This window comes from Streptomyces sp. Tu 2975, from assembly GCF_009832925.1.
Classification (GTDB): domain Bacteria; phylum Actinomycetota; class Actinomycetes; order Streptomycetales; family Streptomycetaceae; genus Streptomyces.
In genome coordinates this window covers 803,422-829,849 of record NZ_CP047140.1, presented here as the reverse complement: position 1 = coordinate 829,849, position 26,428 = coordinate 803,422, and the positions used below count along the sequence as shown (strand labels likewise).

Annotated in this window: 21 protein-coding genes and 1 pseudogene; 14 read left to right on the top strand and 8 right to left on the bottom strand. The window is 70.3% G+C overall.

Translation table 11 applies throughout. The features are described from left to right. Positions 1-6: 6 nt before the first annotated feature. Genes GLX30_RS03590 through GLX30_RS03575 form a run of 4 tightly spaced genes read right to left on the bottom strand, consistent with a single transcriptional unit; the run spans position 7 to position 4,923 of the window. Positions 7-1,578 (bottom strand): ATP-binding cassette domain-containing protein, encoded by a 1,572-nt coding sequence (locus GLX30_RS03590; protein WP_159683400.1) that lies wholly within the window; start codon positions 1,576-1,578, stop codon positions 7-9. After that, positions 1,575-2,417 (bottom strand): ABC transporter permease, encoded by an 843-nt coding sequence (locus tag GLX30_RS03585; RefSeq protein WP_208545350.1) that lies wholly within the window; start codon positions 2,415-2,417, stop codon positions 1,575-1,577. The genes GLX30_RS03590 and GLX30_RS03585 overlap by 4 nt, the downstream gene beginning before the upstream one ends. Beyond that, positions 2,414-3,361: an ABC transporter permease gene (locus GLX30_RS03580; protein ID WP_159683397.1), complete on the bottom strand. Its 948-nt coding sequence runs from the start codon at positions 3,359-3,361 to the stop codon at positions 2,414-2,416. Before GLX30_RS03580 ends, GLX30_RS03585 begins: the two co-directional genes overlap by 4 nt. A gap of 2 nt (positions 3,362-3,363) precedes the next feature. Beyond that, the gene (locus tag GLX30_RS03575) at positions 3,364-4,923 is read right to left on the bottom strand and encodes an ABC transporter substrate-binding protein (RefSeq protein WP_159683394.1); all 1,560 of its coding nucleotides are present in this window, start codon (positions 4,921-4,923) and stop codon (positions 3,364-3,366) included. 539 nt (positions 4,924-5,462) lie between these two features. Here GLX30_RS03575 and GLX30_RS34600 point away from each other — a divergent pair. Continuing rightward, a complete protein-coding gene (locus GLX30_RS34600) occupies positions 5,463-5,981 on the top strand; it encodes a hypothetical protein (RefSeq protein WP_208545349.1) in 519 nt (172 codons plus the stop codon). Between the two features lie 212 nt (positions 5,982-6,193). Here the strand turns inward: GLX30_RS34600 and GLX30_RS03565 are convergent, their stop codons facing one another. Next, a complete protein-coding gene (locus GLX30_RS03565) occupies positions 6,194-9,235 on the bottom strand; it encodes a BTAD domain-containing putative transcriptional regulator (RefSeq protein ID WP_159683391.1) in 3,042 nt (1,013 codons plus the stop codon). Between the two features lie 220 nt (positions 9,236-9,455). Here GLX30_RS03565 and GLX30_RS03560 point away from each other — a divergent pair, with 220 nt between their 5' ends. The 5 genes from GLX30_RS03560 (at position 9,456) to GLX30_RS03540 (ending at position 14,614) form a co-directional block, all read left to right on the top strand. Beyond that, positions 9,456-10,004, top strand: a complete 549-nt coding sequence (locus GLX30_RS03560) for a hypothetical protein (RefSeq protein ID WP_159683388.1) — start codon at positions 9,456-9,458, stop codon at positions 10,002-10,004. 2 nt (positions 10,005-10,006) lie between these two features. After that, positions 10,007-11,578 (top strand): PQQ-binding-like beta-propeller repeat protein, encoded by a 1,572-nt coding sequence (locus tag GLX30_RS03555; RefSeq protein WP_159683385.1) that lies wholly within the window; start codon positions 10,007-10,009, stop codon positions 11,576-11,578. A gap of 151 nt (positions 11,579-11,729) precedes the next feature. Next, positions 11,730-12,113, top strand: coding sequence for a hypothetical protein (locus GLX30_RS03550; protein ID WP_159683382.1), 384 nt, complete (start codon positions 11,730-11,732; stop codon positions 12,111-12,113). Between the two features lie 332 nt (positions 12,114-12,445). Further along, positions 12,446-12,802 carry a phage holin family protein gene (locus GLX30_RS03545; RefSeq protein ID WP_159683379.1) on the top strand — a complete coding sequence of 119 codons (357 nt, stop codon included), beginning with the start codon at positions 12,446-12,448 and terminating at the stop codon, positions 12,800-12,802. Between the two features lie 1,071 nt (positions 12,803-13,873). Then, positions 13,874-14,614 (top strand): DUF899 family protein, encoded by a 741-nt coding sequence (locus GLX30_RS03540; RefSeq protein ID WP_159683376.1) that lies wholly within the window; start codon positions 13,874-13,876, stop codon positions 14,612-14,614. A 409-nt stretch (positions 14,615-15,023) separates the two neighbouring features. On the opposite strand, the gene GLX30_RS03535 is transcribed toward GLX30_RS03540, so the two are convergent. Next, positions 15,024-15,875 carry an NAD(P)H-binding protein gene (locus GLX30_RS03535; protein WP_159683373.1) on the bottom strand — a complete coding sequence of 284 codons (852 nt, stop codon included), beginning with the start codon at positions 15,873-15,875 and terminating at the stop codon, positions 15,024-15,026. 83 nt (positions 15,876-15,958) lie between these two features. After that, positions 15,959-16,894 carry an aldo/keto reductase gene (locus GLX30_RS03530; protein ID WP_159683370.1) on the bottom strand — a complete coding sequence of 312 codons (936 nt, stop codon included), beginning with the start codon at positions 16,892-16,894 and terminating at the stop codon, positions 15,959-15,961. Between the two features lie 250 nt (positions 16,895-17,144). On the opposite strand from GLX30_RS03530, the gene GLX30_RS35825 reads away from it, so the two are divergent. Further along, positions 17,145-17,279, top strand: coding sequence for a hypothetical protein (locus GLX30_RS35825; RefSeq protein WP_279632547.1), 135 nt, complete (start codon positions 17,145-17,147; stop codon positions 17,277-17,279). A gap of 262 nt (positions 17,280-17,541) precedes the next feature. Here GLX30_RS35825 and GLX30_RS03525 read toward each other — a convergent pair whose 3' ends face one another. Beyond that, a complete protein-coding gene (locus GLX30_RS03525) occupies positions 17,542-19,422 on the bottom strand; it encodes a long-chain fatty acid--CoA ligase (protein WP_159683368.1) in 1,881 nt (626 codons plus the stop codon). Positions 19,423-20,150: 728 nt separating this feature from the next. On the opposite strand from GLX30_RS03525, the gene GLX30_RS03520 reads away from it, so the two are divergent. From GLX30_RS03520 to GLX30_RS34970, 7 genes and pseudogenes are all read left to right on the top strand, one after another. Next, positions 20,151-20,390: a hypothetical protein gene (locus tag GLX30_RS03520; RefSeq protein WP_159683365.1), complete on the top strand. Its 240-nt coding sequence runs from the start codon at positions 20,151-20,153 to the stop codon at positions 20,388-20,390. Next, on the top strand, positions 20,390-20,764 hold the full coding sequence (locus tag GLX30_RS03515; protein WP_159683363.1) for a toxin Doc: 375 nt from the start codon (positions 20,390-20,392) through the stop codon (positions 20,762-20,764). Before GLX30_RS03520 ends, GLX30_RS03515 begins: the two co-directional genes overlap by 1 nt. A 301-nt stretch (positions 20,765-21,065) precedes the next feature. Continuing rightward, positions 21,066-21,713, top strand: a complete 648-nt coding sequence (locus GLX30_RS03510; protein ID WP_244257992.1) for a YwqG family protein — start codon at positions 21,066-21,068, stop codon at positions 21,711-21,713. Positions 21,714-21,802: 89 nt separating this feature from the next. After that, entirely contained in the window at positions 21,803-21,988 is a 186-nt protein-coding gene (locus GLX30_RS03505; protein WP_159683360.1) for a hypothetical protein, read from the top strand. A gap of 512 nt (positions 21,989-22,500) precedes the next feature. Further along, complete coding sequence (locus GLX30_RS03500) at positions 22,501-24,996, top strand: SpoIIE family protein phosphatase (RefSeq protein ID WP_347879687.1); 2,496 nt, start codon at positions 22,501-22,503, stop codon at positions 24,994-24,996. 385 nt (positions 24,997-25,381) lie between these two features. After that, a complete protein-coding gene (locus tag GLX30_RS03495) occupies positions 25,382-25,966 on the top strand; it encodes a dihydrofolate reductase family protein (protein WP_159683357.1) in 585 nt (194 codons plus the stop codon). After that, positions 25,963-26,359: pseudogene (locus GLX30_RS34970) on the top strand (VOC family protein); the annotation flags it as partial. The gene GLX30_RS03495 and the pseudogene GLX30_RS34970, both read left to right, overlap by 4 nt. Positions 26,360-26,428: the final 69 nt, after the last annotated feature.

Below are 26,428 nucleotides of genomic sequence, written 5' to 3'. Positions count from 1 at the left end.
TCAGGGTCAGGCGCCGGACACGGACGAGGCGGTCGGACCGGTGGCCGCCGACGCGGTACCGAGGTCCATCGCACTGACCAACTGCCGGGTCAGAGTGGCTTGTGGGGCGTGCAACACCTGGTCGGGTGTGCCGGATTCGATGACATGTCCGCCGTCGATGACGACGATGTGGTGGGCGACGGCCGCGAGGAGTTCCAGGTCGTGACTGACCCAGAGCAGCGCGGTGCCGTGCTCCTCCCGGAGCCGGGAGAGTTCGCGGAGAACCGCTCGGGTCGCGTGATCGTCGAGGGCGGTGGTGATCTCGTCGCAGATCAGCACGTCGGGCGCGGCCAGTACGGCACGGGCGAGCGCCGCGCGTTGGAGTTCGCCGCCGGACAGGCCACCGGGGCGGCGCTCCACTGTGTCGGCGTCCAGCCCCAGACGGTCCAGCAGTTCCAGGGCCTCGCGCCGTGCCTCACCAGCGCCCCGGCCTCGTAGCCGTACGACGGTTCGGGCTACTTGTTCGACGACCGGGCGCCGCTCGTCGAAGGAACTGCGTACCTCCTGCCAGACGTACTGGACCCGCTGTTTCTGCTCGGCGGTGCGGCGGCGCAGGAACGGAAGGGGACGGCCGTCCAGGAGTATCCGACCGCGGTGGCGTTCGTGGAGTCCGGCCACGCAGCGGGCCAGGGTCGTCTTGCCGCTGCCCGACAGACCGGCCACGCCGACACACGCTCCGGCGGCCAGCTGGAGATCGACCCCGTGCAGGACCGGCCCGCGGCCACGGGTGTGGAGGTGTGCGGCGAGCTGTTGTACGTCGAGCACCGGCGGCTCACCGGTGGCGTGGGGCACGTGCCGTGCGGCGGTCAGGGGGCCCCGGACGGGCAGGGTGTCGGCCGCGTCACCGGACGCCGTCACACGTCCGTGGTGCAGGACGACCACGTGGTCCGCGAGCGCTCGGACCAGGTCGTGGTCGTGGCTGAGCAACAGGATCGCCAGCCCGGTGCGGGCGAGCTCGGCCAGCTCTCCGGCGAGCCGCATACGGGTCACCGTGTCGAGCCCGGTGCTCGGCTCGTCCAGGATCAAGACCCTGGGCCGGCACACGAGGGTCTGGGCGAGCGCCACGCGCTGACGCTGGCCGCCGGAGAACTGGTGCGGGAAGCGCCGCTCCGTGTCGCGTCCGGTGGGCAGTTGCGCTGCCTCAAGCGCGTCGGTGACCGGCGTGGGCCCGGGGGAGTGGTGCAGTCGGGCGAGTTCGGCGAGGACGGCGCCGGTGCGGCGGGCCGGGTTGAGCGTGCTGCCCGGGTGCTGGGGCATGTACGCCACGACCCGTCCCCGCAGCCCCGCCGCTTCCCCTGTGATCCCGTCCTCGTCCACGACGGTGACGGAGCCGGCTTCTACCCGGCCCTCGAGGCGCACGCCGGGGCCCGCCTCGCCCAGCAGCGCCAGGGCGGCCGTGGTCTTGCCGCTGCCCGAAGGGCCGACGAGCGAGGTGACCTGCCCCTCGTACAGGTCGAAGTCGACGGCGTCGAGGAGCACGGCGGCACCGGCCCGTGCGGTGAGCCCGCGCACGGTGACGACGGGTGTCCGCGAGGTCATCGCACTACCTCCTGGGTAAGGCGGGAGCGGGCCAGCAGGCGGTCGGCGAGCAGGTTGAGCCCCACGGTGAACATGACGAGCATCAAGGCGGGTGCCAGCACGGCCCACGGCTGGAGCAGCAGACCCTCGCGGCTGCGGGCGATGCTCACCGCCCAGTCGGGCGCGGTCGGGTCCAGCCCCAGGCCGAGGAAGTTGGCCGAGCCGACGAGGAAGACGGCGATGGTGACCCTGGTGCCGATGTCGGCGGCGACCGGGGACAGCACCGACCGCGCCACGTAGTCCAGTTGGATACGGGCACGGGACTCGCGCTGCACCCGCAACGCCTCGGCGACCGGGCTGCTGGCCGCATCCAAGGCGGCCGCCCTCACCAGCCGCGCCACGGGCGGTACGTTGACGGCCGCCACCGCGAGTGCGATCGCGACGGGGGACCCGCGCCAGCCCACCGCCACCACGCTGATCACCAGCAGGGTGGGCACGGGAAGCACCACATCCAGGGGGCGGATCAGCAACTCGTCGATCCAGCGTCGGCGGGCGGAGGCGGCCAGCAGCCCCACCAGCCCGCCGGTGACGTACGCGACCGCCACCGCGCCGAGCGCCATTCCGAGCGCGCTTCGCCCGCCGTGCAGCAGCAGAGCCAGCACGTCGCGGCCCAACCCGTCGGTGCCCAACAGGAATTCGTCGCCGCCGCCCGCATACGGGGCGAACGCCCCGGGAACCGCGGGCTCGGCGAGCAACGGGCCGATCAGGGCGAGGCCCAGCGGCAGCACCAGCAGCAGCCCGCCGACGGAGGCCAGGGTCGTGCCCGGCCTCCCGGGCTCTTGGCCCTCTCTGAGCTTCACCGAAGGACCTCCGTCCGTGGCACGAGTCGATGGCAGATCAGGTCCGCCGCGAGGCTGAACAGCAGGGCCGCCACGGCCACCACCAGGGCCAGGCCCTGCACGGTGGGTACGTCGCGCGCCTCCACGGCCCTGACCAGGGCGGTCGCCACGCCGGGGATCGCGAAGACCGCCTCGACGATCAACACGCCGCCCACCAGGTTGTCGCCCACCCGGGCCAGTTCCTGAATGCCGGGGACCGCGGCGTTGGGCAGTACGTGCCGCAGCAGCAGCGTTCGGCGCGGTACACCCAGGCGGCGCGCCTGGATGACGTAATCGGCCTCGAGGACGGTCACCATGCCCGCCCGCACCTGCCGGGACAGCAGGCAGATCAGGCGGGCCGCGACGACTGTGACCGGCAGCACCAGCAGCGCCGGCTCGACGATCAGGTCGGCAGCGCCCACACCGACCCAGGTGGCCGGCAGCCAGCCCAGCCGCAACGACAGCCCCGCCACGAGCAGCAGCGCCAGCACGAAGTCCGGCACGGCGTTCAGCGCGAGCGTCACGGAAGTGACCGACCGGTCGAGGCGGCCGCCCTCGCGCAGGCCGGAGACGATGCCGAGCAGCACGGCGAGAGGCACGACGACCGCGAAGGTCACCGCAGCCAGCAACAGCGTGATTCCGACCGAGTCGGCCAGGATGTCCAGCACGGGGCCGCCGCTGACCATGGACGTGCCGAGGTCCCCCGTCAGCACGCCCTGCGTCCAGTCGGTGAAGCGTTCCAGGGCGGGGCGGTCCAGCTGGAGCTGTTCGCGCAGCGCGGCCACCTGCTCGGGCGTGGCGTCCTCGTCGCCCCGGACATCGGCGGCGTCGCCGGGCAGCAGCGAGGTCAGCAGGAACACCAGCACCGCGAGCAGGACCAGTTGTACGGCTCCGGTGGCGAGCCGCTGCAGGGCGTACCCTCGCATGCTCAGGCCAGCCACACCTTGTCGAAGCGCGCGGAGTCGAGCGTGTTGGGCGGGGCCTCCTCGACGCCGCGGACCCGGGAGGAGACGGCGTTCAGCCAGTCCGGGTGGCCCCACACCAGCAGACCGCCCTCCTCGTGGACGGTGCGCTGGAGTTCCCCGTACAGGCGGGTGCGCTCTGCGACGTCGGTGGTGGACTGCGCCTTGGCGAAGTCGGCGTCGAAGTCCTTGCGGCGCCAGCCGGAGGCGTTGAAGGCGGACTTGGTGAGCAGGCGGTCGTTGAGGTAATTGGGGATCGTCATGGCGCCCGAACGGTGGCTGCCCATCACGCCCTTGGTCAGCTGGTCCTTGAAGTACGTCTCTGCGGAACCATTCGTGATCCTGATCCGCAGCCCTGCGTCGGCGGCCTGTTCGGCGAAGAGGGTGGCCGCTTCGACGAAGCCGTTGGCCACGGAAGAGGTGTAGATGGAGACGGTTCGCTTGAGAAGGCCCGCCTTCTTGAGAAGGGCGCGAGCTTCCGCGACGTCGCGCTGCCGCTGCGGGACATCCTCGGGATAGTACTGGTAGCCCTTACCGAACATGTCGTTGCCGATGACGCCCTGGCCCGCCAGCACGACGTCCACCAGCTTCTGGCGGTCCGCCAGCAGCTTGAAGGCCAGGGTGACGTCGGGGTTGTCGAAGGGCTCCTGATCGCACTTCATGACGATCGCGTGGGCAGTGCTGCCCTTCGCGGCAACGATCCGCACCGACTTGTCGGCCTGCGCGGTGCGGGCGAAGGTCGGCGTCATCTCGTAGCCGTACTCCGCCTCGCCACCGCGCAGCGCGTTGCCGCGGGCGTCGGCGTCGGCGGACAGGATGCGCAGCTCATCGATGTACGTCCCGCCGTCCCAGTGGTCATCGAACCGCTCGGCGGCGAACGACCGGCCGGCCTCGAAGGACTTCAGCCGGAACGCCCCGGTACCGACGGGCTTGGCCGGGTCGCGGTATCGGGAACTGACGACGGCGGTACCGAGCGTGCCGAGCAGCGCGGGAAGTTCGGCACCGGGCCTGTTGAGCGTGAGCTCCACGACGTTCTTGCCGACGCCCCGGCTCTTCTTCAGGTCGATGACGGACAGAAGGGCCTGCGCGAAGTGGTTGGGCGCCTTCGGGTCGAGGATGCGACCGAAGCTGAACAGCACGTCCTCGGGCATGAGCTTCTTGCCGTCGTGGAAGAGCGCCTCCCGAAGGGTGAACCGCCACACCGTCGCCTCGGCGTTGGACTCCCATTTCTCGGCGAGCCGCGGCACGGGTGTCATCGTGGCGTCCAGGTCCACGAGCCGGTCGAACAGGGCCTTGGTGCGCGCCATGTCGATGGCCAGGGCCTCGGCGTGCGGGTCGATGGTCTCGGCTTCGCCACCGCCGGTGAACAGCGCCCGGAACTGACCGCCGCGCCTGGGCTTGGCCTTGTCATCGGCTGCGCCGCCGCTTTCCGCGCCGGCTCCGCAACCGGTGAGCGCCAGGGCCCCGGCTGTTCCGGCGGCACCGGCCAGAGCCATGAACTCTCTGCGGTTACGGAATGTCGACATGCTGCTCCCCTGGCCGAGATGAACGTGGTCCCCCACCGCAGCCGCCCAAGGGCGGGCGGTGAGGGCCCGAACAGCATTGCGGTAATGAAAATGATTGTCAATGTGCCTGATGACTTCGCGGGCCTGCGCGTCGAAGGGGGACCAGGATGGGAATCGGCGCGCACTCTGGCGAACACCCAGGTGCACCAAACTTGAAGAGGAGAGCAGGGGATGGGTGGCCATGACGCTCGCTTGACGCTCTGAGCGCTCTGACCTGCTACTTCACCGCCCCTCGCCGGTGCGACACGCCTGACGCGCTGAAGGTCCGACCCGCAAATTGCCTGCGGCGCTGCCGCACCTGACCTACCGGCACACCACCAAGAGCACCGAGGCGAAGCGCAAGGAAGCCCGGACCGCCTCCCATCGCGGGGCGCTCGCTGATCTGCGCAAGCGCGGCCTGACCTTGGACGGCGGCAGCACCAGGACCGGGGAGAGGCTGCGCCTGCTGACACCGCAGGGTCTGGCAGCCGCGTCCTACGAACTGCAACGGTCCGGACGAGATGGGCGGCACCGCTCGTGGCGCGGGCCGCACCGGCGCCACCCACGCGATGACGGTCAACGAGACGATCCTCGCCCTAATGCGCCCGGCGCCGGATCTGGCGCTGCTGGAGAGCGAACCGATCGAAGCCCAGGCTGCCTCCCGAGCGGTGGTGGAGGCAGCCGATGGGATCGGCACGATCACCTCCTACGCGAGGGAGGTGCCGCTGCCGGCGACCGGCGCCCGGGGGAGTGCGGGCAGGGGCGGGGCGCAGGCGGACATCGTGGTCTCCGCCCGGCAGGGGGTGCCGCTGCTGTTCGTCGAGGTCGACAACTGCTTCGAGGACGCAGCCTTCATCGCTGCCGAGTTTGACAAGTACATGCGGTTCCTCCGCCGGAAGACGAAGGACACGGACGGCACCGAACGGCCGATGTGGCGCACCCGGTGGCCCGCCATGCCGGCGCGCCGACGGCCGTCTGTAGCCCGGCCCGGCCCGGCGCTGGCCACGGCCACCGGCGGGCAGCGTCCTGCGCGGGGCTGACCGGTTCAGTACGGCGAGGTCGTGAGCTGAGGTCACTGCCCCCTGCAGGACCATCAGTGGCTCTGCCTGTTCCGCGGGTTCCACCGGCACAGTGACGTCGAGGAAGAGACGAGGCCCGTGGAAGGCGGTGATGCCGTTCCAGGGTGTCCGGGGCCGCGTGGTGCGGTGCGTGCCCGGGACGCGGCAGCGTGAGTCAACACCGGTCGCCTGCCTCAGGTGCTCTCGTTGGTCGGGCAGCTGATGCCGTCGAGTCCGTCCCGTGCCAGGCCGTACTGCCGTGGGTAGTCACTGGCTCCGGGCAGGGAGAGGGCGGTGCGGAACTCCTTTCGTGCCTCGGCGCGGCGACCCGCTGCCGCGTAGGTGCTGCCGAGGCGGATGCGGACGTCCATCTCCAGCCCCGTGCTCGTGTGCTCGGTGAGCGTGGCCAGGGCCTGGTGGTGGGTGTCGACCGCGGAGTTCACGCTGCCCTGGGCGTGCTCCACGGTCGCCAGCCGCGACAGGCTCGCCGCGCGCAGCGGCAGGTCCCCGGCCTCGCGGGCCAGTTCGGCGGCCTGCAGCAGCACGTCCCTGGCCTCCGAGAACTGGCCGATGGCCAGATGGGTGTCGGCGAAGAAGCACAAGGCGTTGCTGAGCACTCTGGGCCGGCCGCTCTTCTCGGCGACAGCGAGAGCGGTCGCGCTGAGCTCGAACGCCTGCTCGTGCCGCCCCTGCTGGGAGCGGATCGCGCCGAGACTGGAGATCGCCATCGTGGTCAGCCAGGCGTCGTCGAACCCGGCTGCGAGCTCCACCGCCTCGTCCAAGTGGGTCACCGCTTCGTCGATGCGGCCCAGCATCCACTCGGCGATCCCCAGACCGACGGCGGAACGCGCCCATTCCCGTAGATCGTCCTCGCCGCCACCGTGGAGGAGTGCTTCGGTGAACCACGTGTGCGCCCCCTGCAGCCGCCCCTGGTAGACGTCGATCATTCCCAGGCAGTTGCGCAGCGAGGCGGACATCCGCCGGTCGGTGGCCCGGTCGGCACATGCGAGCGCAACGTCCAGCGCGGTGCGGCACTCGTGGTACCGGCCCTGGCACACGAGATGGTCGACCAGGGCTTCTGCGACCCAGCATGCCTCGTCGAACCGGTCCGCGGCGGCGGCGTAGGCCACGACGTCGACAAGTTCTCCGCCCGCCGCGTTGAGCCATGCGGAGGCTTCCCGCCGGCTGCGGAAGGGGGCATCGGCGATGTCAGGACCGGTGGGGAAGGCCTCGGGGCCCCAGTCGCCGGCCGTGCGGCCCGCGGCCGTGTAGAGGCGCAGCACGGCGGCGCGGTCCGCGGCGGCCTGCTCCGGCGCCTCGGCCGCGAGGCGCCGCGCATGCGCCCGTACGAGATCGTGCAGCCGGTAGCGGCCCGGATGCGGCTGCTGCAGCAGGCTCGCGTCGACCAGGTCCTCGAGAAGACCTTCGGCGTGCTCACAGGAGCCGCCCAGCATCGAGGCGAGAACGGGACTGTCGAAGACGGCGGTCGGAACCAGGCCCGATGCACGGAAGACACGCCGCAGTTCAGGTGTCAGCTGGTCGTACGACATCCGGAAGGCGGCTTCCACGCTGCGGTCGCCGGCCCGTAGCTCGCCGAGACTGCGTGTGTCGTCCGACATCCGGCCGGCCAGATGGCTCAGGGTCCAGGACGGGCGGTTCTGGAGCCGGGCGCTCGCTATGCGCAGCGCGAGCGGCAGACCGCCGCACCGCCGGGCTAGCTCGAGAGCCGCCTCGGGCTCGCCGTCCGTGCGGGACTCCCCGAGAAGCTCGCGCAGCAGACCGACCGCGTCGGCCGTGTCCAGGGGCTCCACGGTCAGCCGCAGATCGGCGTCGAGACCGGCCAGGCGCTGCCGACCCGTGACCAGGACCCGGCTTCCCGGCCCGGCCGGCAGCAAGGGGCGCACCTGCTCGGCGCTGCGGGCGTCGTCGACGACGAGCAGCAGTCGCAGTCCGCTCGTGGCCGCACGCCAGGCCGTGACCAGGTACCCCAAGTCGTCGTCCACCTCGTCGGAGAACTCGTCGCCACCGCGAACCGCACGCAGCAGCCGGCGCAGTGCACGCCGCGGGCTTCCGTTCTCGTACGGGGCGCCATGCCCGTGGAGGTCCACGAACAGGCAGCCGTCGGGATAGGCGTCGCTGAGCGCCCAGGCAGCGCGCACCACCAGGGCCGACTTGCCGACACCCGCCGTGCCGTCGACCGCGACCACGGACACGGCGCCGGCGGGCGCGGGAGCGGTGAGCAGGGCGAGTTCCCTCTCGCGGCCTGCCAGGCAGACGGTGTCGCCTGGCAGCTCGTTTCGGCGGGACCAGGCGACGCCGGGGCGGTCGGACCCGGGGGAGGGACGACGCCCGGTCCGGGGCTCCTCTGTCCGTGTCCCCCTGTAAGCGGGGACGGTGGCCGCCTGACGCTCCGCCACCGGGCCGAGCAGCAGGCGGTCGTCCCGGCGCAGAACGGCCTGGTGCATGGCCCGCAGGTCCTCGCCGGGCTCCACTCCCAGCTCGTCGAGGAGGCGACGGCGCATCTCCCGGTGAAGGGCAAGGGCCTCGGCCTGTCGGCCGCTCCCGTACAGCGCACGCATCCGCAGCGCGGCGAGCACCTCGTCGTACGGCTGGTCCAAGGCCGCGGCCATGAGTTCGTCCAAGGCCTCCGCCCAGCGGCCGATCGACATCAGGCACACCGCCCGGTCCTGGTGCAGCATGCGCCGCTGCCGGGCGAGGCGTTGGCGCTCACCATCGGCGAACGGCCCCGGCAGACCGGGCAACGGCTCGCTGCGGAACAGTTCCAGTGCCCGGCTGCCGTGCTCCAGCGCGGCACCGAGGTCCCCGGAATCCTTCGCGCGCCGGGCACGGGAGGCCTCCTCGGCGAGGTCCGCGAGGTCGGTCCGTGCTCCGCCGGGCACGAACCGGTAGCCGCCGCGCCCGCCGTCGATGACCGACCGGCCGGGACCGGCGGCGGCCACGTCGAGCACCTTGCGCAGCGAGTAGACGTAGCTCGGCAGCACCCGGTGGCCCGTCGCCGGAGGATCGGAACCCCATACGTCGGTGAGGAGCTGTCCATACGTTACGAAGGACGGTGCACGCAGAATGAGGACGGCGAGTACCGCCTGCCGCCGTACCGGGCCGAGAGCGAGCGTGGCGTCACCGCGGTGTGCCCGTACCGGCCCGAGAAGATCGATCCGCAGTTCGCCGCCCGTATCGACCGCGTCCCGGCCCGGCTCCTTCGCCTGCACGCCCATTGCCCAGCCCCCGTGTCTTCGCGCGCCCCGTGCCTGCGCAGCCGATCGAATCCTCGGTTCACGAGAATTTCATCGACTTTGCAGCGCCTCACAGCAGAGTCTGCCCGGTTGCTTCGGCCGCCGCCGAACCGGGACGAGTGGTCTGCCACACACGACGGTGTGGCCCCTCAGACGGTCCGCGGCTTTCAGCAGACACATCATCGAGAGAGGTTGTTGCGCAATGTCACACGTCAACCGTGCGCCCGGCACCGGGCCCACCCGCCGCGGTGGACGATGGGAGCGCTACCGGGTCGCCCACCCGTTCTCCCTTCAGGACCAGGCGGCCCTGTGGGGATCGATCACGGGCGTCGTCGGACTCGCCGTACTGCTCGGCTGGGCACTCGACATGAAGGGCGGCGTGATCATCGTCGCAGCCGCGCCCTTCATCATCTCCTGGTTCGAAAAGCGGCGTACGGCATTCCAGTTCGACGCGGCCGGAGCCCGGTTCGGCGAGGTGCTGCTGCCGTGGCCCGACGTCACCGAGTTCGTCGTCGCCGTACCGCCGGACAGCGGCGACGCTCTGATCGGTGCGAGGCTGCGCCCCGGGGCGTCCCTGCCGACGGGCGTGCCCGAGCCGGCCCGTCACCCAGCCATGCCGGCGCACATCCATGTCGCCGTTCCGGGCACGAAGTTCGATCTGGCGAAGATGGTCCGCAAGGCGCGCAAATACGCGCCGTCGCACATTCGGATCGTGATCGCCGAACCGTCCGGCGAACGTGTGGCGACCTGACCATGCCGCACCAGCACCAGCACCAGCACCAGCAGCAGCACCAGCCTTGGTACCGGCCCCGGAGGCAGCAGCAGCAGCCGGTCGCGGACAACCCGTACGCCCCCGAGGGCGGCACACCGGGACCGCCGGGCCGAGGCAGGCGTTTCGGCAAGGGGCCGGGCATCGCCACGGCCCTCGTGCTCCTGCTCCTCGCGGCGGGCGGAGGGCTGTATGCCGTCAACGGCGGCCGGTCGGCAGACCCTCGGCGGCCGGTGGCGCAGGAGGAGCCCCGTGCCTCCGGGAAGCCCTCCGCCGACCCCACGCCCGCGGTCAGGACGCCCGGGACCCGGCGGGTGCCGACGTCGCAGGAGATCAACGCACACCGCGCACCGGGGGACGCGACGGCGTGGATCTTCAACGACCCGACCGACCTGCCCCGGCGCAGTATCGAGTTCCACGACCTGTGGATCGTCGGCGACACGGTCGTCCAGGCCGTGCACAGGAAGGTCTCCGCCCACCGGCTGTCGGACGGCGCCGAGGTATGGAGCGTGCCCCTGCCCGCCCCGGTCTGCGAGACACCGGTCGACGCGACTCCCGACGGCAAGGTCGTCCTGGCGTACAAGAGCAGCCAGGCCGTCCACGGCAACCGGTGCAACCAGCTTCAGATGATCGACCTCCGGACCGGAAAGCCGGGCTGGCACAAGGAACTGAGCGAGACCGGTCCCCGGGACGACACGATCACCGTGAACACCGCCATCAGCGGCGACGTCCTCGCAGTCGTCCAGGGCATGAGAGCCGCCGCCTACAGGGTCGGTGACGGCGCCAAGCTCTACGACATCCCCATGGAGAACCCCGGCAGATGCCATCCCGACGATGTGGCGGGCGGTTCCCGGCTCCTGGTGAAGTCCGACTGCGCGATCGACGTCGACCGCGGCAAGAGCTACAGCCAGCTCCGCGAGATCGACCCGCGCACGGGCACGGTCCTCTGGCGCCACCGGACGGCGCAGGGCTGGCAGGTGGGCAAGGTGCTCTCCGCCGACCCGGTCGTCATCACCACGTTCCACGCCGAGGAACGCACCGACAACTGGCGGGTGGTTGCACTGGGCCCGGGTGGAAAGCCGCGGACCACCGTCGATGCGAGGCCCAAGGGCTTCACGTACTGCGCCGGTGAAGGAAGCTCGGACGAGAACCTCCAGAACTGCAGTGGGGCCGCCGTCGGCGACGACACCGTCTTCCTGGGAGGCACCGACAGGGTCGGTGCGTACGACCTCGGCACGGGCAAGCTGGTCTGGGGCGTGAAGTCCGAGGACAGCACCCTCCACCCTCTGCGCGCGCAGGGCGGTGAGTCGGGTGCGCTCGTCTACGAGGCGGCCTCGCCGAGCCGCCCGGGCGGGATCGTCCAGCTCGGCAAGGGCGGCGCGGAGACGAAGCGGCAGGTGCTGCGGCACCCCGCATCGGCCCGTGCCACGGAAGCGGGAATGCTCGCCGGCCGCCTGGCCTGGACGAACGACCGGATCGTCATCACGCCGTCCGTCGTGTACGGCGATGACGCCAGGTCCCAGGCCCGCATGCTGTCGTTCGGCCCGGAGCACTGAGCCGCCGACCGGGGTCGCCCGCACGAGCCGGTCCGCCGCGGGAAGCGGCAGACGACGGCGAACCGCGCGCTGCATCGGCCCGCAGACAGGATCTCGCGAGGATCTTGTCTCGCGAGCGAGCGCCGTCACCGGTCGACTCGACGGTTTGCGAATGCGATTCCACCCGGCGGAGGTATCCACGCTCCTGCAGTCACTGCCCCGTGCCATGGCGACCGACCCCGCCGGCGACGTCATCGTGACCGCCGATCGCGATCAAGACGGCAAGACCGCCGACGGCTGGGCTTGGAACTTCGCCACGGGCACAGTCCTGGAGCCCAAGGCTGCCGCCCCGCTGCTCGGCAACCACGTCACGCTGCGGAGCGCCGAGTTCGACTGCAACCCTTTCGGCCGCTACAACTTGGTCGACCTCAGCACCGATGGCCTCTCCGCCACCGCGCTCACCGACGACGTGAAGGCCGTCATCACCGCCTACGGGGAGCCCTCGCAGCCGACCAACTGCACATCACCGTCCGGGGAGCCGACGACGCCGAACTGATCCACATCAGCGACCTGGGAGACCTTGCGGGGGCCTTCCTGGGGTCTCTGTCATGCCGGTGCCCCGATCCGGCGTCGGTGCTGGCTGCCAGCCTCGAGCGCTCGCTCGACGGTGGTCCGGGCCTTGCGTTCGTTGGGGTCGATCCCGGCGAGTGGGTTCACCTTCGCCGGGATCGAACGGCAAGACCGTCGAGGGGCGTACGGCGAGACCGTCGAGCAGATCAAGACCGGCAGGCGTATCGCCCGAAGCCGCACTGAGGCTGTCGTCTCTCGATGGTGCGCGTGGCGATCTGGCGCGTGTCTGCCCGGCCGCGTCGGGGGTACCGAGAAGGCATGCAAGCACTGTCACACGATGTGATCGAGTTGGTCCGTGGGGATATTGACCAGGTGAAGGCGGAGTTGGTGGCTGCCGTGTCCGAGGCGCGCCGAGGATCGGCGGCTCTGGGGGCGGGCGGGGTGCTCGGTGTGCTGGCCCTGCTGGCGGCTCAGGAGTCGGCGGTGCGGGCGCTGGAGCGGGTGTGGCCGGCGCCGCGGGTGAGGGGGGCGTTGGCGGTTGCGTACGGCATCGGGGCGGTGGCGTTCGCCGGGTATGGGTACGAGAGATTGCGCCGGGCCCGAGCCGCGTCAGGGGAGGCGCTGGCAGGTTCGCTGGACGCGGTGAAGGAGGTGGCCGACGAGTTGGCGCACTGACTGATGGGTCATCACGGGCGGACACGCCGCCGTCCCCGCCGCCTCCGGGACGGGGGCGGGGTCGGGCCCGTATCCGCTCACCGGCTCCCTTCCGCTCAGCCGGAGGAGGGCTCCGAAATCGTGGCTCATCCAGCGGAGTTGACGAACGGACAGAGCAGGCTCCCGCCATTGGCCGCCCCCTGCTCAGGGGTGTCCCCACACCTGCTGCGATTCCCCAGCTGTGAATGACCTCTTGGGGCAGGGGCCCGTTTGTCCTCGGCCGGTGATCAGGTCTGATTCGCGATCCGGCGGCCGAGCTGTTTGAGGAACTCCTGCAACCTGGACGCGGTGACCTCGAAGTCGTCGAACCGCGAGGCCGTGGTGGCTTCCAGACTTGTCCGCTGGCTCCGATCGCGTGAACGGCGGCGTGGAGACGGTCGGGCGCGCACCTCGCGCGGGCGACGGGGCGTATGGGTCGGCTGCCTGGCGCTGCGCGGCCGGTGCGCCCGGGGGCCGGACCGGTGAACCGCTTCCAGGCCGGGCTGCCGTGGTCGCGGGAGCTGCATGAGGGGTGGGAGGCGCCGAAGAAGGGCAGGGGGTCGTCCCGCCCGGCCCTCCTGGCTGGACGGACGAGCAGAAGGTCGTTTCTTATGCTTGAGCGGGGAAGGCGCGCCACCGGCATCCTCCTCGTCCACCTGCTCACTGACTGCATGCAGCTCATCGAGGGGAGCGCATGGTCGCAGGCAGAGCCTTCACCCCCACGTGCCTTGTCGTAGAGCGGATGTTCACGCCTGGTGGCTTCGTTCCCCACGGCGCTCACGGCGCCAGGCGGCAAGGACCGGCTCGATCAACTCCCAGCGTGCATCGAACAGATCCCCTGTCTAGGCGCAGGGCCGGGGCGGGTCACGCCTGCGGCCTCGCGCCCCGATGGCGAGGCCTGATCGCCTGCACGTCGTCGGGGCCCGGCTGTTGGACCGAATGAGCGAGCCGCCGAAGGGCTACTGCGTGGCGCCCGGCAGCGCGGCGCAGCCCGGTGGGCATTGTGGTTCCAGGTGACCTTGGCAGCCTCCCCAGAAGCGAATGGAGACGGTCGTGAACGATCGACCATCGAGCCCGGCCCTCCCGCCTGTGGTGGACAGAAAGACCTACCAGGAGGCGCGGGACGCTCTGCTCTCACGGGAGAAGGCGCACACCCGTGAAGGAGACGCGATCGCGGCGGCGCGGCGGCGGCTGCCCATGGTGGAGATCGATGCCGCCATCGAGGTCATCGGCGCTGAAGGGCCGGTCACGATCCTCGACGTTTTCGAAGGCCGCAAGCAGCTCATCGCCTACTTCCACGCCTGGTGGCCCGGACGCCCCGCCGCCGGGCAGTGCGAGGGTTGCACGTTCTTCAACAGTCAGGTCCGCGAGTTGTCCTACATCCACTCCCGCGACGCCACGTACGCCACGCTCTGCAAGGGCCCATACCAAGCAAGCGTCCGCTACCGCGACTTCCTGGGTTTGGACATGCCGTGGTACTCGGTTGAGAAGACGGCGCCGCAGCTCCTGGAGGGCCGTGACTGGCAGCGTCACCACCTCGTCTGCTACGTCCGCGACGGCAAGCGGGTGTTCGAGACGTACTACACCGGCGGTCGCGGCGTCGAGGTCATGGCGCCCACCCACGGGCTGCTGGACATGACCGTCTACGGACGCCAGGAAGCATGGGAGGACTCCCCCCGCGGCTGGCCCCAACCCTGGTACTCCGCCGAGAACCCTGAAGAGTGGCGCACGAACGGACGCCCCATCGCCCAGTGGTCCCGCATCGAAGCCGGCCGCTCCGACGAGCTGACCTAGTCATGCGGGAAGGGAGCCAGAACTGTCTGACTCCGGAAGCGCAACAGAACGAAGGCCCCGTAGAGAGCCACATGCCTCTCTACGGGGCTTTAGAAGCCATCTCATTCGGCGATTCCGCGGTAGCAGATGAGGGTGCAGGCGATGCTGGTGAAGGCGAAGAAGTGGAAGACGCGGTCGCACGACTGACTGGCCATCAGGAGGCGTCATGCATGCGAAGGGTGCCTGGGTCATCGCGTGCCTTACATTTCGGGGCCCTGGCCGGAAGGGGGCCCTGGTGCCGAACGGCACCAGGGCCCCTCCACACGTTCCAAAGAGATGCGCTCATGTCCGCAGGCGACTCGTACGTCCGTGCTGATGACGACGCTCCACCGCCTGCACCATGGTCCTGAAACGTCTGCCGACGTCCCTCTCAGCGGAAGTCCGCCGCATGGTCCACTGCCCACTGCTGAAAGGATCGGGCCGGGGTGCCCGTGATGCGCTCCACTTCCTCGGTGACAGGTTCCGGATTGCCGAGCATCGCCGCCTGGGCCGGCAGTACGGCCTCCACCAGCTCTGCCGGGTAGCCCGCGGCCTTCATCTGCTCGACGGCCTCGTCCAGCGTGACCTCCTCGAACCGGACCGGTCGCCCGACGGCCTCGCCGATCAGCGCCACCTGCCGTTCCTGGGTGACCAGCTCGGGGCCGGTGATCAGGGGGCGCGCGCCGAGCAGGGCGTCGCCCGTCAGGGCCTGAACGGCGACCGCCGCCATGTCCGCCTCGTGGATCAGCGGGCGGGCCAGCCGTGCCAGCGGCGCCCGTACCGCACCGGTGGCTCGGACCTCCTCTGCCCAGCCCAGCGTGTTGCTCGCGAACCCGGTCGGCCGCAGTGCCGTCCACTCCAGGCCCGATGCCTCGATCAGCCGCTCCAGCTCCGTGTGGAACATCGTGATCGCCTCGCCGGGCTTCTCCTTCTCGGCCCCCACCCCGGCGGATGACAGGTACACCACCCGTCGCGCGTGCTTCCCGATCGCGTCGATCACGTCCGACGCACCCTCGGCACTCAGGAACGGCCACACCAGGAAGACCGCGTCGATGCCCTCCAGAGCTGTGCCCAGCGAGGCGGGATCACCGAGATCGCCGCGTACCGCCTCCACACCCTTCGGGAAGTCCGCCTCCCCTCGCACCAGCGCCCGCACGGGCACGCCCGCCGCGCGCAGTTGGTCGACCACCGCGCCGCCGACGTTTCCGGTCGCGCCGGTCACCAGGATCCTGGGCTGTGTCATCGAAATCTCCTCGGCTCGCTGTTCGATGACGCGACTCTCGTACCTCAACCAAGGTTGATGTCAAGCCTCGGCCATCGTCGCGGCTACCGCGCTTCGGCGAAGCGCGCCATGTGCTCGTCGTCGAGCCGCACCCCGCGCGCGGCGAGTGCCTCCTCGATCTGCTCCACCCGGCTCACGCCGACGATGGGATCGATCCCCTGCCGCATCAACCATGCGAGGACCACCTGGTTCCTCGTGGCCGCGATTTCACCGGCGACGTCGTCCAGGACGGCGAGCACCCGGCTGGTCCCGGGGTGATCGTAGGTCGGTGGCAGCGGCTTGTCCGCGCGCACGTAGGAGCCCCACATCAACGCGCTGTACGACCAGACGGCGAGCCCTTCCGACCGTGCGAGGTCCATGTCCTCGGCGGTGAGCATGCGGTGGCCCGCTTCCGCGAGGGGGGTGAGCGGCCGCGGCTGGACGAGCGAGTGGCGCAGTTGCAGGGCGGTCCACGGCTCCACGCGCTGCTCCCGCGCGAGTGACCGGGCGCGCTCGACGCGCCAGGCGGCGTGGTTCGCCGCACCGACCCGCAGGACCGTTCCCTGCGCGAGTTCACCGAAGGCTCCGACCGTTTCCTCCAGCGGCACCGTGCGGTCCTCGGCGTGGGCCCAGAGCAGATCGATGCGATCGACGCCGAGTCGGCCCAGGCTCTCCTTCACGCCGGCGTGGACGGCGTGGGCCGAGAGTCCTTCGGCGCTCTCGGGCCAGGAGTGCGGGACGAGCTGGTTCTGCCGGACCTTCGTCGCGATCCGTACGGCATCGCGTGCACCCGGGCGGGCCCGGAGCCACGCCCCGATGAGGCGTTCACTGGCGCCGCCGACGCCGCTGGGGTCGTTCCAGAACGCGTAGCAGTTCGCGGTGTCGAGCCAGGCACCGCCGTCGGCGACGAAGGAGTCGAGGATCGCGAAGGCCCGCTCGCGGTCGACGCGGGTGCCGAAGTCCATTGTTCCGAGGACGATCTGGGGATCGGTGGTGTTCATGTCCCTCAGGCTCGGCCCTGGAGTGCGCTCCAAGGCAGGTGCCGGACGACGATTCAGAACGGCGGGGCTTCGGCGCATTCGCCTGTCCCGTTGCTCGCCCACCACAGATCGTGATCTTCCATGCAGGTGGAAGTTCACGAGCGGCGATGCCGTTCGCGTTGTCCAGGGCGCTGGTGTCATGGCCCCAGGCGTTCAGCGCGTCCAGTGTGCGGTCGCGTTTGTATCGGTCTGAACTGGTGGTGAGCAGGCGGTGTGTGCAAGTAGCCAGCTCATTCCGGGCGGGACGGTCACCGAGGACCTCGCCGCCATCGAGGCCGCCGCTCCGCCTCAGCCGGTCGCCGGCACCCGCTACGACGCGACCGGCCTCACCTTCGTCGACAACTGAGTGTCGCCCACGGGCAGAGCCCGGCCCGAGCGCCCACCCGCCCGAAGCGTGCAACAGGCTCCAGCCGGAGGGAGGGGCCTGTTCCGGTCGCTTGGAGCCGGCCCTGCGATCGGGGATTTCGCAGCTATCTCGACAGGGAAGGTCGGGAGCGCTTCATTGAAGGGGAGCGGCCTCGGACGCCCAGCCCCTCGACGGAGACGCGGCGGAGACCGGCCGTGCGGACGGGGCCGGCCGTCAAGCATCCAAGCAGGAGACCCCGCGATCAGGCCTCGCGGGATCCCTCGTACATCGCTTCGACGACCTCGGCGTATTCGCGCTCGACGACAGGGCGCTTGATCTTGAGGCTCGGGGTCAGTTCCCCGTGCTCGACGTCGAGGTCGCGCGGCAGTACCGAGAACCTCTTGATGGTCTGCCAGCGCTGCAGGTCGCCGTTGACCCGCTGGACGAATCCGTCGATCAGCTCGTGCACCTCCGGCGAGGTGACGACGGCGGTGTAGCTGCGGTCGGCGAGGCCGTGGGTGTGTGCCCAGGGCATGATGACCGTCTCGTCGAGGGTGATCAGGGCGGTGCAGTAGTTGCGGCCGTTGCCGATGACCAGGATGTTGCTGACGAACGGGCAGACGGCCTTGAAGCGGCCCTCGATCTCGGTCGGTGCCACGTACTTGCCGCCGGAGGTCTTGAACACGTCCTTCTTGCGGTCCGTGATCCGAAGGAAGCCGTCCTTGTCCACTTCGCCGATGTCGCCGGTACGGAACCAGCCGTCGCTCTCAAGGACCTCGGCGGTCTTCTCGGGAAGGTTGTGGTAGCCGCGCATGACGCCGGGGCCCTTCAGGAGGACTTCTCCGTCCTGCGCGATACGGACGTCGGTGCCGGGCAGCGGTCGACCCACCGTGCCGACCCGGTAGTCGTCGGCGGGATTGACGGTGCAGGCCGCACTGGTCTCCGTCAAGCCGTAGCCCTCGAGGACATGGACACCGGCGCCGGAGAAGAAGTAGCCGATGTCCGGGGCGAGGGCGGCACTCCCGGAGACGCTGCCGCGCAGATTGCCTCCGAAGGCGGCCCGGATCTTGCCGTAGACCAGCTTGTCGGCGACGGCGTGCTGGACGACGAGGGGCAGGGGCACCCGGCGTCGTCCGGTTGCCGCCATGCTCTCCTGGACGGTCCTGGCGTAGGCGCGGGCGACCTTAGCCGCCCAGAGGAAGATCTTGTACTTGGCGCCCCCCTCCGCCCTCGCTCTGCCGGCGATACCGTTGTAGACCTTCTCGAAGATCCGCGGCGCGGACGCCATCACGGTGGGCCGGACCGCCGGCAGGTTGGTGACGATGCGGTCGACGCGCCCGTCCACCGCCATCACATGACCGGTTCTGATCTGTCCGGAGATCAGGGCCTTCCCAAAGACGTGGGACAGGGGCAGCCACAGGAACTGCACGTCGTCGGGACGCAGCAGCCCGCTGACCTCCTGGGCGACGCCCTGGTAGGACCAGCAGTCATGCACCAGCCGCACCCCCTTGGGCCGGCCGGTGGTACCGGAGGTGTAGATGAGGGTGGCGAGGTGCTCCCGCTCGATCCCCTGGACCGCCCGCTCGACCGCCCGTGGGTGCTCCTCCGCGTATGCGGCGCCGCGCTTCTCCAACTCGGCGAGGGACAGCACTTCCAGCCCCTCCACCTGGGGGACATCCGTCACGGGGTCGAAAAGGATCGCGTGACCGAGCTGCGGCAGGCCTTCCGCATGGGACACCACCTTGGCCAGCTGCACGGCATCCTCGACGAAGATCACCCGGCTGTCGGAGTCGGCGAGGATGTACACCGTCTCCTCGGCGTTGGTGCTGGGGTAGACGGCAGTGGCGGCGGCGCCCGCACACATCACGCCCAGGTCGGCCAGAATCCACTCCACCCGGGTCGAGGAGGCGATCGCCACCCGCTCCTCCCGTCGCAGGCCGAGGGCGAGCAGGCCGGCCGCGATCACGCTGACGCGTTCGGCAGCCTGCGCCCACGTCAGCGAGCGCCACTGCTCGGTTCCGGACGCACTGTCGCCGACCGGGTAGCGGTATGCCTCGCCGTCGGGTGTGGCCTCGGCTCGTGAGAGAAACAGATGCGCCACGGAGACCGGGCGGTTGTCCAGAACGGACTGCGGGGAACTCACATCGACCTCCGGGCCGTGGCGCGCCCACTACGACCTGCCAACTGGCAAGTAACTCGGAATTGAGGCTGAGAGTAAGGGAAGACCGCCGGTCGCGTAAGGGATGCCGGCACAGGAGGTTGGTGTCGAACGGATCTCTGCGCACGGCAGGGGCGTTCCGGCGCGCACTCCGGCCCGGCAGAGATGTGAGGCACGCGGGTCCGGTCCGGGGACGGCCTGCGAGGCGTCGACGAGATGCCCGCCGTAGTTTGGGAGCCGGCAGCACCTGACCGCGCCTAATCCGCGACCGGTGTTGAAAGTTGTCCTGCTGCCGGCGGCCGAGGCGGCGCGCCGGATCGCCGGGGAGCAGGAGCCAGTGCGCGGCCGCACGTCCTCGCCTGCGCTGCCGGGCATCGGCCCTGACGAGTGGGCGGCTTCGTCAGACTGCTCTGTGAGCTCACCGGCGCCGACCCTGCCGGCTGGACGGCCGGTGTCCCCGCGCCTGGCCGGTGTGCCGGACCCGGCCCGCACCGGCCCAGGGAGCGGCCTCGCGCCGAGGTGTTGTGGGGGGAGCAGGCGCTGTTCGACCGACCACGCCCGGGACACCGGCGAGGACCTCGATGACGCCCTCGCCCCTCTGCACGGCCTCGCCGTCGCCCCGCGCCCGGCAGCGCATCGCCACAGGTGATTGCGATACACGAAGGACCGCAGCCGCCCTGGCCGATCAGGTACCTACTAGGTACCATGGCCGTATGCCGTCCTTGAACATCACCTTCTCCGACGAGGAACTCGAAGCGGTCCGCGCCGCCGCGGCCGCCGAGGGCAAGTCCCTCAAGCAGTACGTCCACGACCTGCCGCTGCGCGAACAGCAGCGCCTGCAGTTCGTCCGCTACGCCGTCTCCTGGGGCGAGACCCACCGCGGCGAGTTCGACGACGCCTTCCCCGACGAGATCCCGCCCACCGCCCGCCGCCAGGGGGCGGACGCGGCCTGATGATCCTCTACATCGACGTCCCCTGGCTCCTGGACGTCCAGGAACAAGCCGTCCCCGAAGACGTCAGCGTCGCCGACTACTCCGCCCTGGTCGCCGCCGTCGCCCGCCACAAGACCCGCATTCCACGCCCCGCCACCGCCGACCCCGACCCCGCCTGGCGCGCCGCCGCCCTCCTGCACACCCTGGTCCGCCTGCAGCCGCTGCCCTACCGCAACAGCCTCTACGCCTGCCAGGTCACGGCCGCCTACATGCATGCCTCCGGCGACGGCATCGACCCTCCATACGGCGCCATGGTCGACCTCGTCCGTGACATCCAGGCCGGCAAGACCAGCGTCTACCAGGCAGCCGACCGCATCCGCACCTGGCGCATCTGACGACCGCAAACTCGCCTCGTCCATGATCCGCTCCGGCGGACTGGTCCGAACCGACTACGGCTCCCACCACCTCATCACCGCAGTCGCCTGGCGCAACCGACAGGCACTCACGCCGTAAGCGGTCATCGGCCTGAAGTCGCCTGCGCCGACGTATGGATGATCGCCGCATGCCTGCGCGGAGTGGTCCGTCTCCGACGACGCCTGGGTGCTCGTGCCGTCGGAAGACTGGACGCGGGTCGGTGACACGTCATACGCCGACCTCTCCCGCTGACCTGTCACAGGCGGCCAATAGCCTCTCGCCATGCAGACAGCGCTGATGATCTACGACGGGCCCGCACCGGCCGATTCCGACCTCCCGCGGACCGGGGGCGTGCCGCTGGCTCCGGCCGGCTTCGCCTGGCCCATGTGCGGCTGTGGAGGGCCGCTGCAGTTCTTCGCCCACCTCCCCGTCGAGGACGGTGTCCTGTCGGTGTTCGTGTGCCAGAACGACCCTGGCGCGTGCGAGTTCTGGGAAGCGACCTCAAGTGCCAGCCGGGTCTTTCTGTTCACCCGGGAGGAACTGCGGCCGGTAGCTGTGCCCGAGGCGGGTGTGACGCTGCTGCCCGCCACCTCGGCCATCCGCACTCACGTCGTGACGATGGACCCCGAGGAGGCCGGCGACGAGGAAGGGATCGAGCCTGACGCCTACGACCTTGCACGCTCGGGATGGAAGAGGGGACCCGAAGACCGATTCGGGAAGCAGCGCGAAGTGCTCGGGTCGCTCGGAGGCAGTCCCTCCTACCTTGAGGACGACCGACTGCCCGTGTGCCCCTCCTGCACTGGCACGATGACGTTCGCGGCAAACCTGGAGGAGGGGATTTCCGCGGAGACGGCGATGAACCTCGGCGGTCAACTGGGCTACATCTTCGTCTGCCGCACTTGTCGCGAGGGATCCTTCCTCACGGACTGAGGGCCACCGGCGAGGGTCACTTGACGGGTGTCGCCGTCGCCGGTTCGAGACGCTGCAGAGCGCCTCTCGGCGAAGCCGGCACTGCTCGTTTGAACCAGGACCCAGCTGAAGGGCTACCGCCGGCCACCGACCAGTACTGCCGCTACACCGGCGAGTGGATCGGCACCAAGCTCCGCTGGGGCCTGGCCGTCGACAAGCTCGAGTGTGATGCGCTCAAGACCTTCGCCGACGGTCCCTGCGAGGAAACCGTCATCGACCACCAGCCAGCCCAGTAGAGCTCCAGCACCACCAGGTCGTGCAGCACCGGGTGACCCGGTGCCCTCCAGGGCGTTGATCAACCGTGACGACAACACCCTGGGGATCGAGGGCGGCCCGCTGGACGGCGGAGCGGCGACAGTGGCTGCCGATGACGACGACCGGCCGCCCTACAGGCGCTGCTGGAAAGGTGCCGTGTGTGTACGTACGCGAGCCGTTCGAAGTCGAGCCTTGCGACCCTCGATCGCACTACTGCCACCGAGGCGCGAGCACAGCCTGACGCGCTCGGCTCCCGCTATCGGATGGGCTCCGCTCTTCTGAGCAGTCCGTTCCGAGGCCTGCGCAGGGAGAGGCTGAAGCCGCGCCTCGCTTCGAGAAGACCACCCATCCCCCGCGGGTCCTACGCGCTCGCTGTCGCGCCCCGGGGATCCAGGGCGGAGCCATGGCAGGATCGCGGCGACGCCCTGCGATCGATGCGTGTCTCTGGCCTGCCGCCTTGGGCCGATGGGCCCGACCTGCGCACACTGGAACTATGCGCGAAATGATCGTCGGCGGCACAGCGGAGCGTGAGGATCTACTTGCTGCGGCCGTCGTCGAAGCGGTCGAAGGAACCGGCGCTTATGCGGGGAGTGTTTTTCTCCGCTCCCGCGACCGCCGGTCGATCGTGCTCGCCGCGACGTGCGGGGTGCCGCCCTCTCTGCTCGGGGGCTGGCGCCTCATTCCGGTGAACAGTCCCATCCCGGTCGCCGCAGCCTTCAGCTCCAGGCGAACGGTTCACCTGGCCGATGCGGAGGAGACGATGCGCCGGTATCCCCAGCTCGCGGTGGCTCTGCCGTACGCCTTCGGCTCCTGCTCCGTGCCGGTGGGCTCAGGTGAGGAGACCTTCGGCGCGCTGGCGATCGTCTGGGCGGCATCACCCGGCGGTGAAGGGATGTCCAAGGCCCAGCGCCGACACGTGCGGACCATCGCCGACCGGCTCGGTGACGCCCTCTCCGACCTCCGCGCCCGTACCGGCGATCCCGTCGAGTGCGACCCGCAGACGATTCCCGTCGAGACCCCGGCTCCCTCGGCACCGGCCGTGCGGGCCGGCCTGTTCGAGTGGGACCTTGTCACCGGCGCGGTCACCGTGGACGACGAGCTCTGCGCGATCTTCGGTCTCGAGCCCTCTGCTTTCGACGGACGAGCCGAAACGCTTGCTTCCTGCCTGCACCCCGGCGACCGCGCCGCCCTGCGAGCGGCCGCCCGCGCGGCAGCCGCCGAGGGTCGGATCACAGCGCGGCGCCTGCGCATCCGGGATCGCGGGGGCGGCAGCGAGGGGTACCGCACAGTCGAGTTGTGGGGCCGCGTGCTCGAGGACGACAGCACGCGGGCACGCACCCACCTGGTCGGTACGGTCGTCGACGCGCAGGCCGGCAGCGCGGCCGTAGCCGCGGTCGAACGGCTGCGGGACGGGCTGTTCTCCCTCGCCCCCGACGGGCGGGTCACCTACGCCAACCAGAGCGCCCTGCTGCTGCTGGGCGTGCCCGGCAACGACTTGCTGGGACGGTTTCTCTCGGACGTACTGCCGTGGCTGTCCGATCCCGAGGTCGAGTACCGGCACCGGTCCGCGATGATCTCGCAGGCGCCAGTCTCCTTCCTTGTCTGCCGACCGCCCGACCGGTGGCTCGCCTTCTCCCTGCATCCGGAAGCGGACGGGGTAACCGGCCGGGTGGTGCCCATCGGCGACGCGCCCTCGAGCACAACGCCATCCGCCTCCTCGGCCGAGACAGCAACCGGTGCCACCCCCGCGCGCCTGGGCGTCATGTACCACGTCCTGCAGCTGGGCAGCGCGCTGACCGAGGCGGTCACCGCCCGCGAAGTCTGCGAAGTCATCTCCGACCAGCTCCTACCGGCATTCGGCGGCCAGCAGCTGGCGATCTACGTGGTCCGCGACGGAACGATGCATCTGCTCTTCCACACCGGCCACCACGAAGACTTCCTCGACTGGCTGGAGGGCGTACCGCTGCATGCCCGCCTGCCCGGTACGGAGACCCTGACCTCCGGCACTCCGCTCTTCATCGAGTCGCAGCAGGACCTCTCCCAGGGCTACCCCGGCATCCCCACGGGCGACGTACGCTCCTGGGCGTATCTGCCACTGATCGCCTCAAGCCACCCCGTCGGCACCTGCGTCCTCGGTTTCGACGAGGTCCACCAGTTCACGGAGAGGGACCGCGGCGTCCTCACCGCGCTTGCCGGGCTGATCGCCCAAGCGCTGGAACGAGCGCGACTCTACGACTCCGAGTTCGCCCTCGCGCGCGGCCTGCAGCAAGCGCTCCTGCCGCACCGGCTGCCGGTAGTCCCGGGCATCCGCACCGTCGCGCGCTATCTGCCCGGCACCAGTGGAATGGACATCGGTGGCGACTGGTACGACGTCATCCCCACCGGTAGTGGGGTCGCTCTTGTCATCGGGGACGTGGAGGGTCACAGCATCGCCGCCGCGGCCACCATGGCCCAGTTGCGCAGCGCCGTGCGGGCCTTCGCGGCGGTAGGGCATACGCCCGGCGATGTGATGGCGGGCGTCAACCGAACCCTCGTCGATCTCGACCCCGGGCTGCTGGCCAGCTGCTGCTACATCGACCTCGAACCTCACGGCCACCACGCCTACGCAGTGACCGCCGGCCATCTCCCACCCCTGCTCCGCCGTCCCGACGCGACGACCAGTGCCCTTGAACTGGACATCGGCCCACTCCTCGGTGTGGATCGCGCAAGCGCCTATCCAGCAACCCGGATCAACCTCCCACCAGGGTCCGTCCTCGCCCTCTACACCGACGGACTGGTCGAGGAACGCGGCGCCGACATCAGCGAAGGGATCGACCGCCTGCGAGCATCCATGGCCCACACCCCTGGGGACACACCGGACGAACTCGCCGACCGGCTTCTGCACAACGCCCGGGGCTCTTCGTACCGAGCAGACGACATCGCCCTTCTGCTCACCGAGCTCGCTCCCGGTCACGGTGCCGAGGTGATACCCGATCACGGTGCCAGGTAGGACGCCGAGGCCAATGCGCCGGTGCGACCCGCGCCGGGGGTCCGTGGTGCCCACCTCGTCCGTCGACCTTTGCAGTTCGTCGAAAGGGGCTTCCTGCGGCGTCAGCAGAGGCGAGCGCTGTGTGAATACCGCCCATCAGCGTGGCTGGCCTGAGCGCACCGACCTCGTCGCCCTGGTCCGTGCCGGAGTCCGCTTCGAGCGCGGCCACCTCGTCGAACGCTCCGAGAGCCACGCGGCCTGACCGACCGCAAGGGCCCGGCAGCACGGCCGGCGGGGGGCGATGAGTTTGCCGGGTGCCTGAAGTCTTCCTTGTGACGTTCCCGCCCCGGCGGCGGATCAGGAAACGACGGATCCCGGTGGCATGGAGGAGAGAGGGGAGGCCAGGATGAACAATCCGATTCGGCTGTACATGTCGATGTCGCTCGACGGCTATATCGCAGGCCCGGACGATCGGCCAGGGCAGGAGCTCGGACATGCCGGAGGACGGCTCTTCAACTGGCTCGACGACCGGGGGTCCGACGGTCCGAGCGGCCAGGTCTTCCGCGAGGCGTCGGCGACCGGCGCGGTGATCTCCGGCCGTCGGACTTTCGAACTCGCCGGGCGCTGGCAGGGCGACCACCACGATGGCGTGCCGATCTTCGTCCTCACCCACCAGGTGGATGACGGGGACGTGCCACCCGGTCACGCGCGTTTCGTCACCGATGTCGATGACTGCGCCCGTCAGGCTCGCGCAGCCGCCGGGGACCGGCCGGTCATGGTCCATGGGGCGGGCGCGGCCCAAGCGCTCCTCCTGGCCGGGCACATTGACGAGATGGAGATCCACCTGATTCCGGTCCTTCTCGGGGACGGCAGACGGTTGTTCGACCACCTCGGTGGTGAACACATCGAACTCGACCTCGTCCGACGGCTCGAGGACCGGGACGTCACCCACCTCCGCTACCGGGTACGCCGACCCGAGGTGACCGCATGACGACGCTCTTCGTCGCCTACCGCGTCACCGATCTGGACCGCTCGCTCGATTACTGCACCGCCTTGGGCTACGCCGAACTGGGCAGGGTCGACGGCGGCGACGGAAGTCGCGTCGTCATCCTCAAGTTCCCCGGTGAACCGGCGGCCTCGCTCGAACTGGTCCACCGTCCCGGCGGCGGACCGGTCGACGTGGGCAGCGGTTCGACCACCTCGCGCTCCAGGTGGACATGCTGGCCGCCCCCTGGAGCGGCTGACCGACGCCGGCCTGGAGTCGGGACCTCTCCAGTACCCGGGCGGCCCTCGCGGCCCGAAGAGGTCGCGGCTCACCGACTCGGATGGCTACCGGATCGAGTTGGTGGAGTGGCCGCCCCGGACACCCGACGGCATCACCGCCGGGACTTCTCCTGAGCGCCCCGTGAGCTCAGCCTTGCCCGAGCGAGTTCCCGCCTCACCCCATACCTCC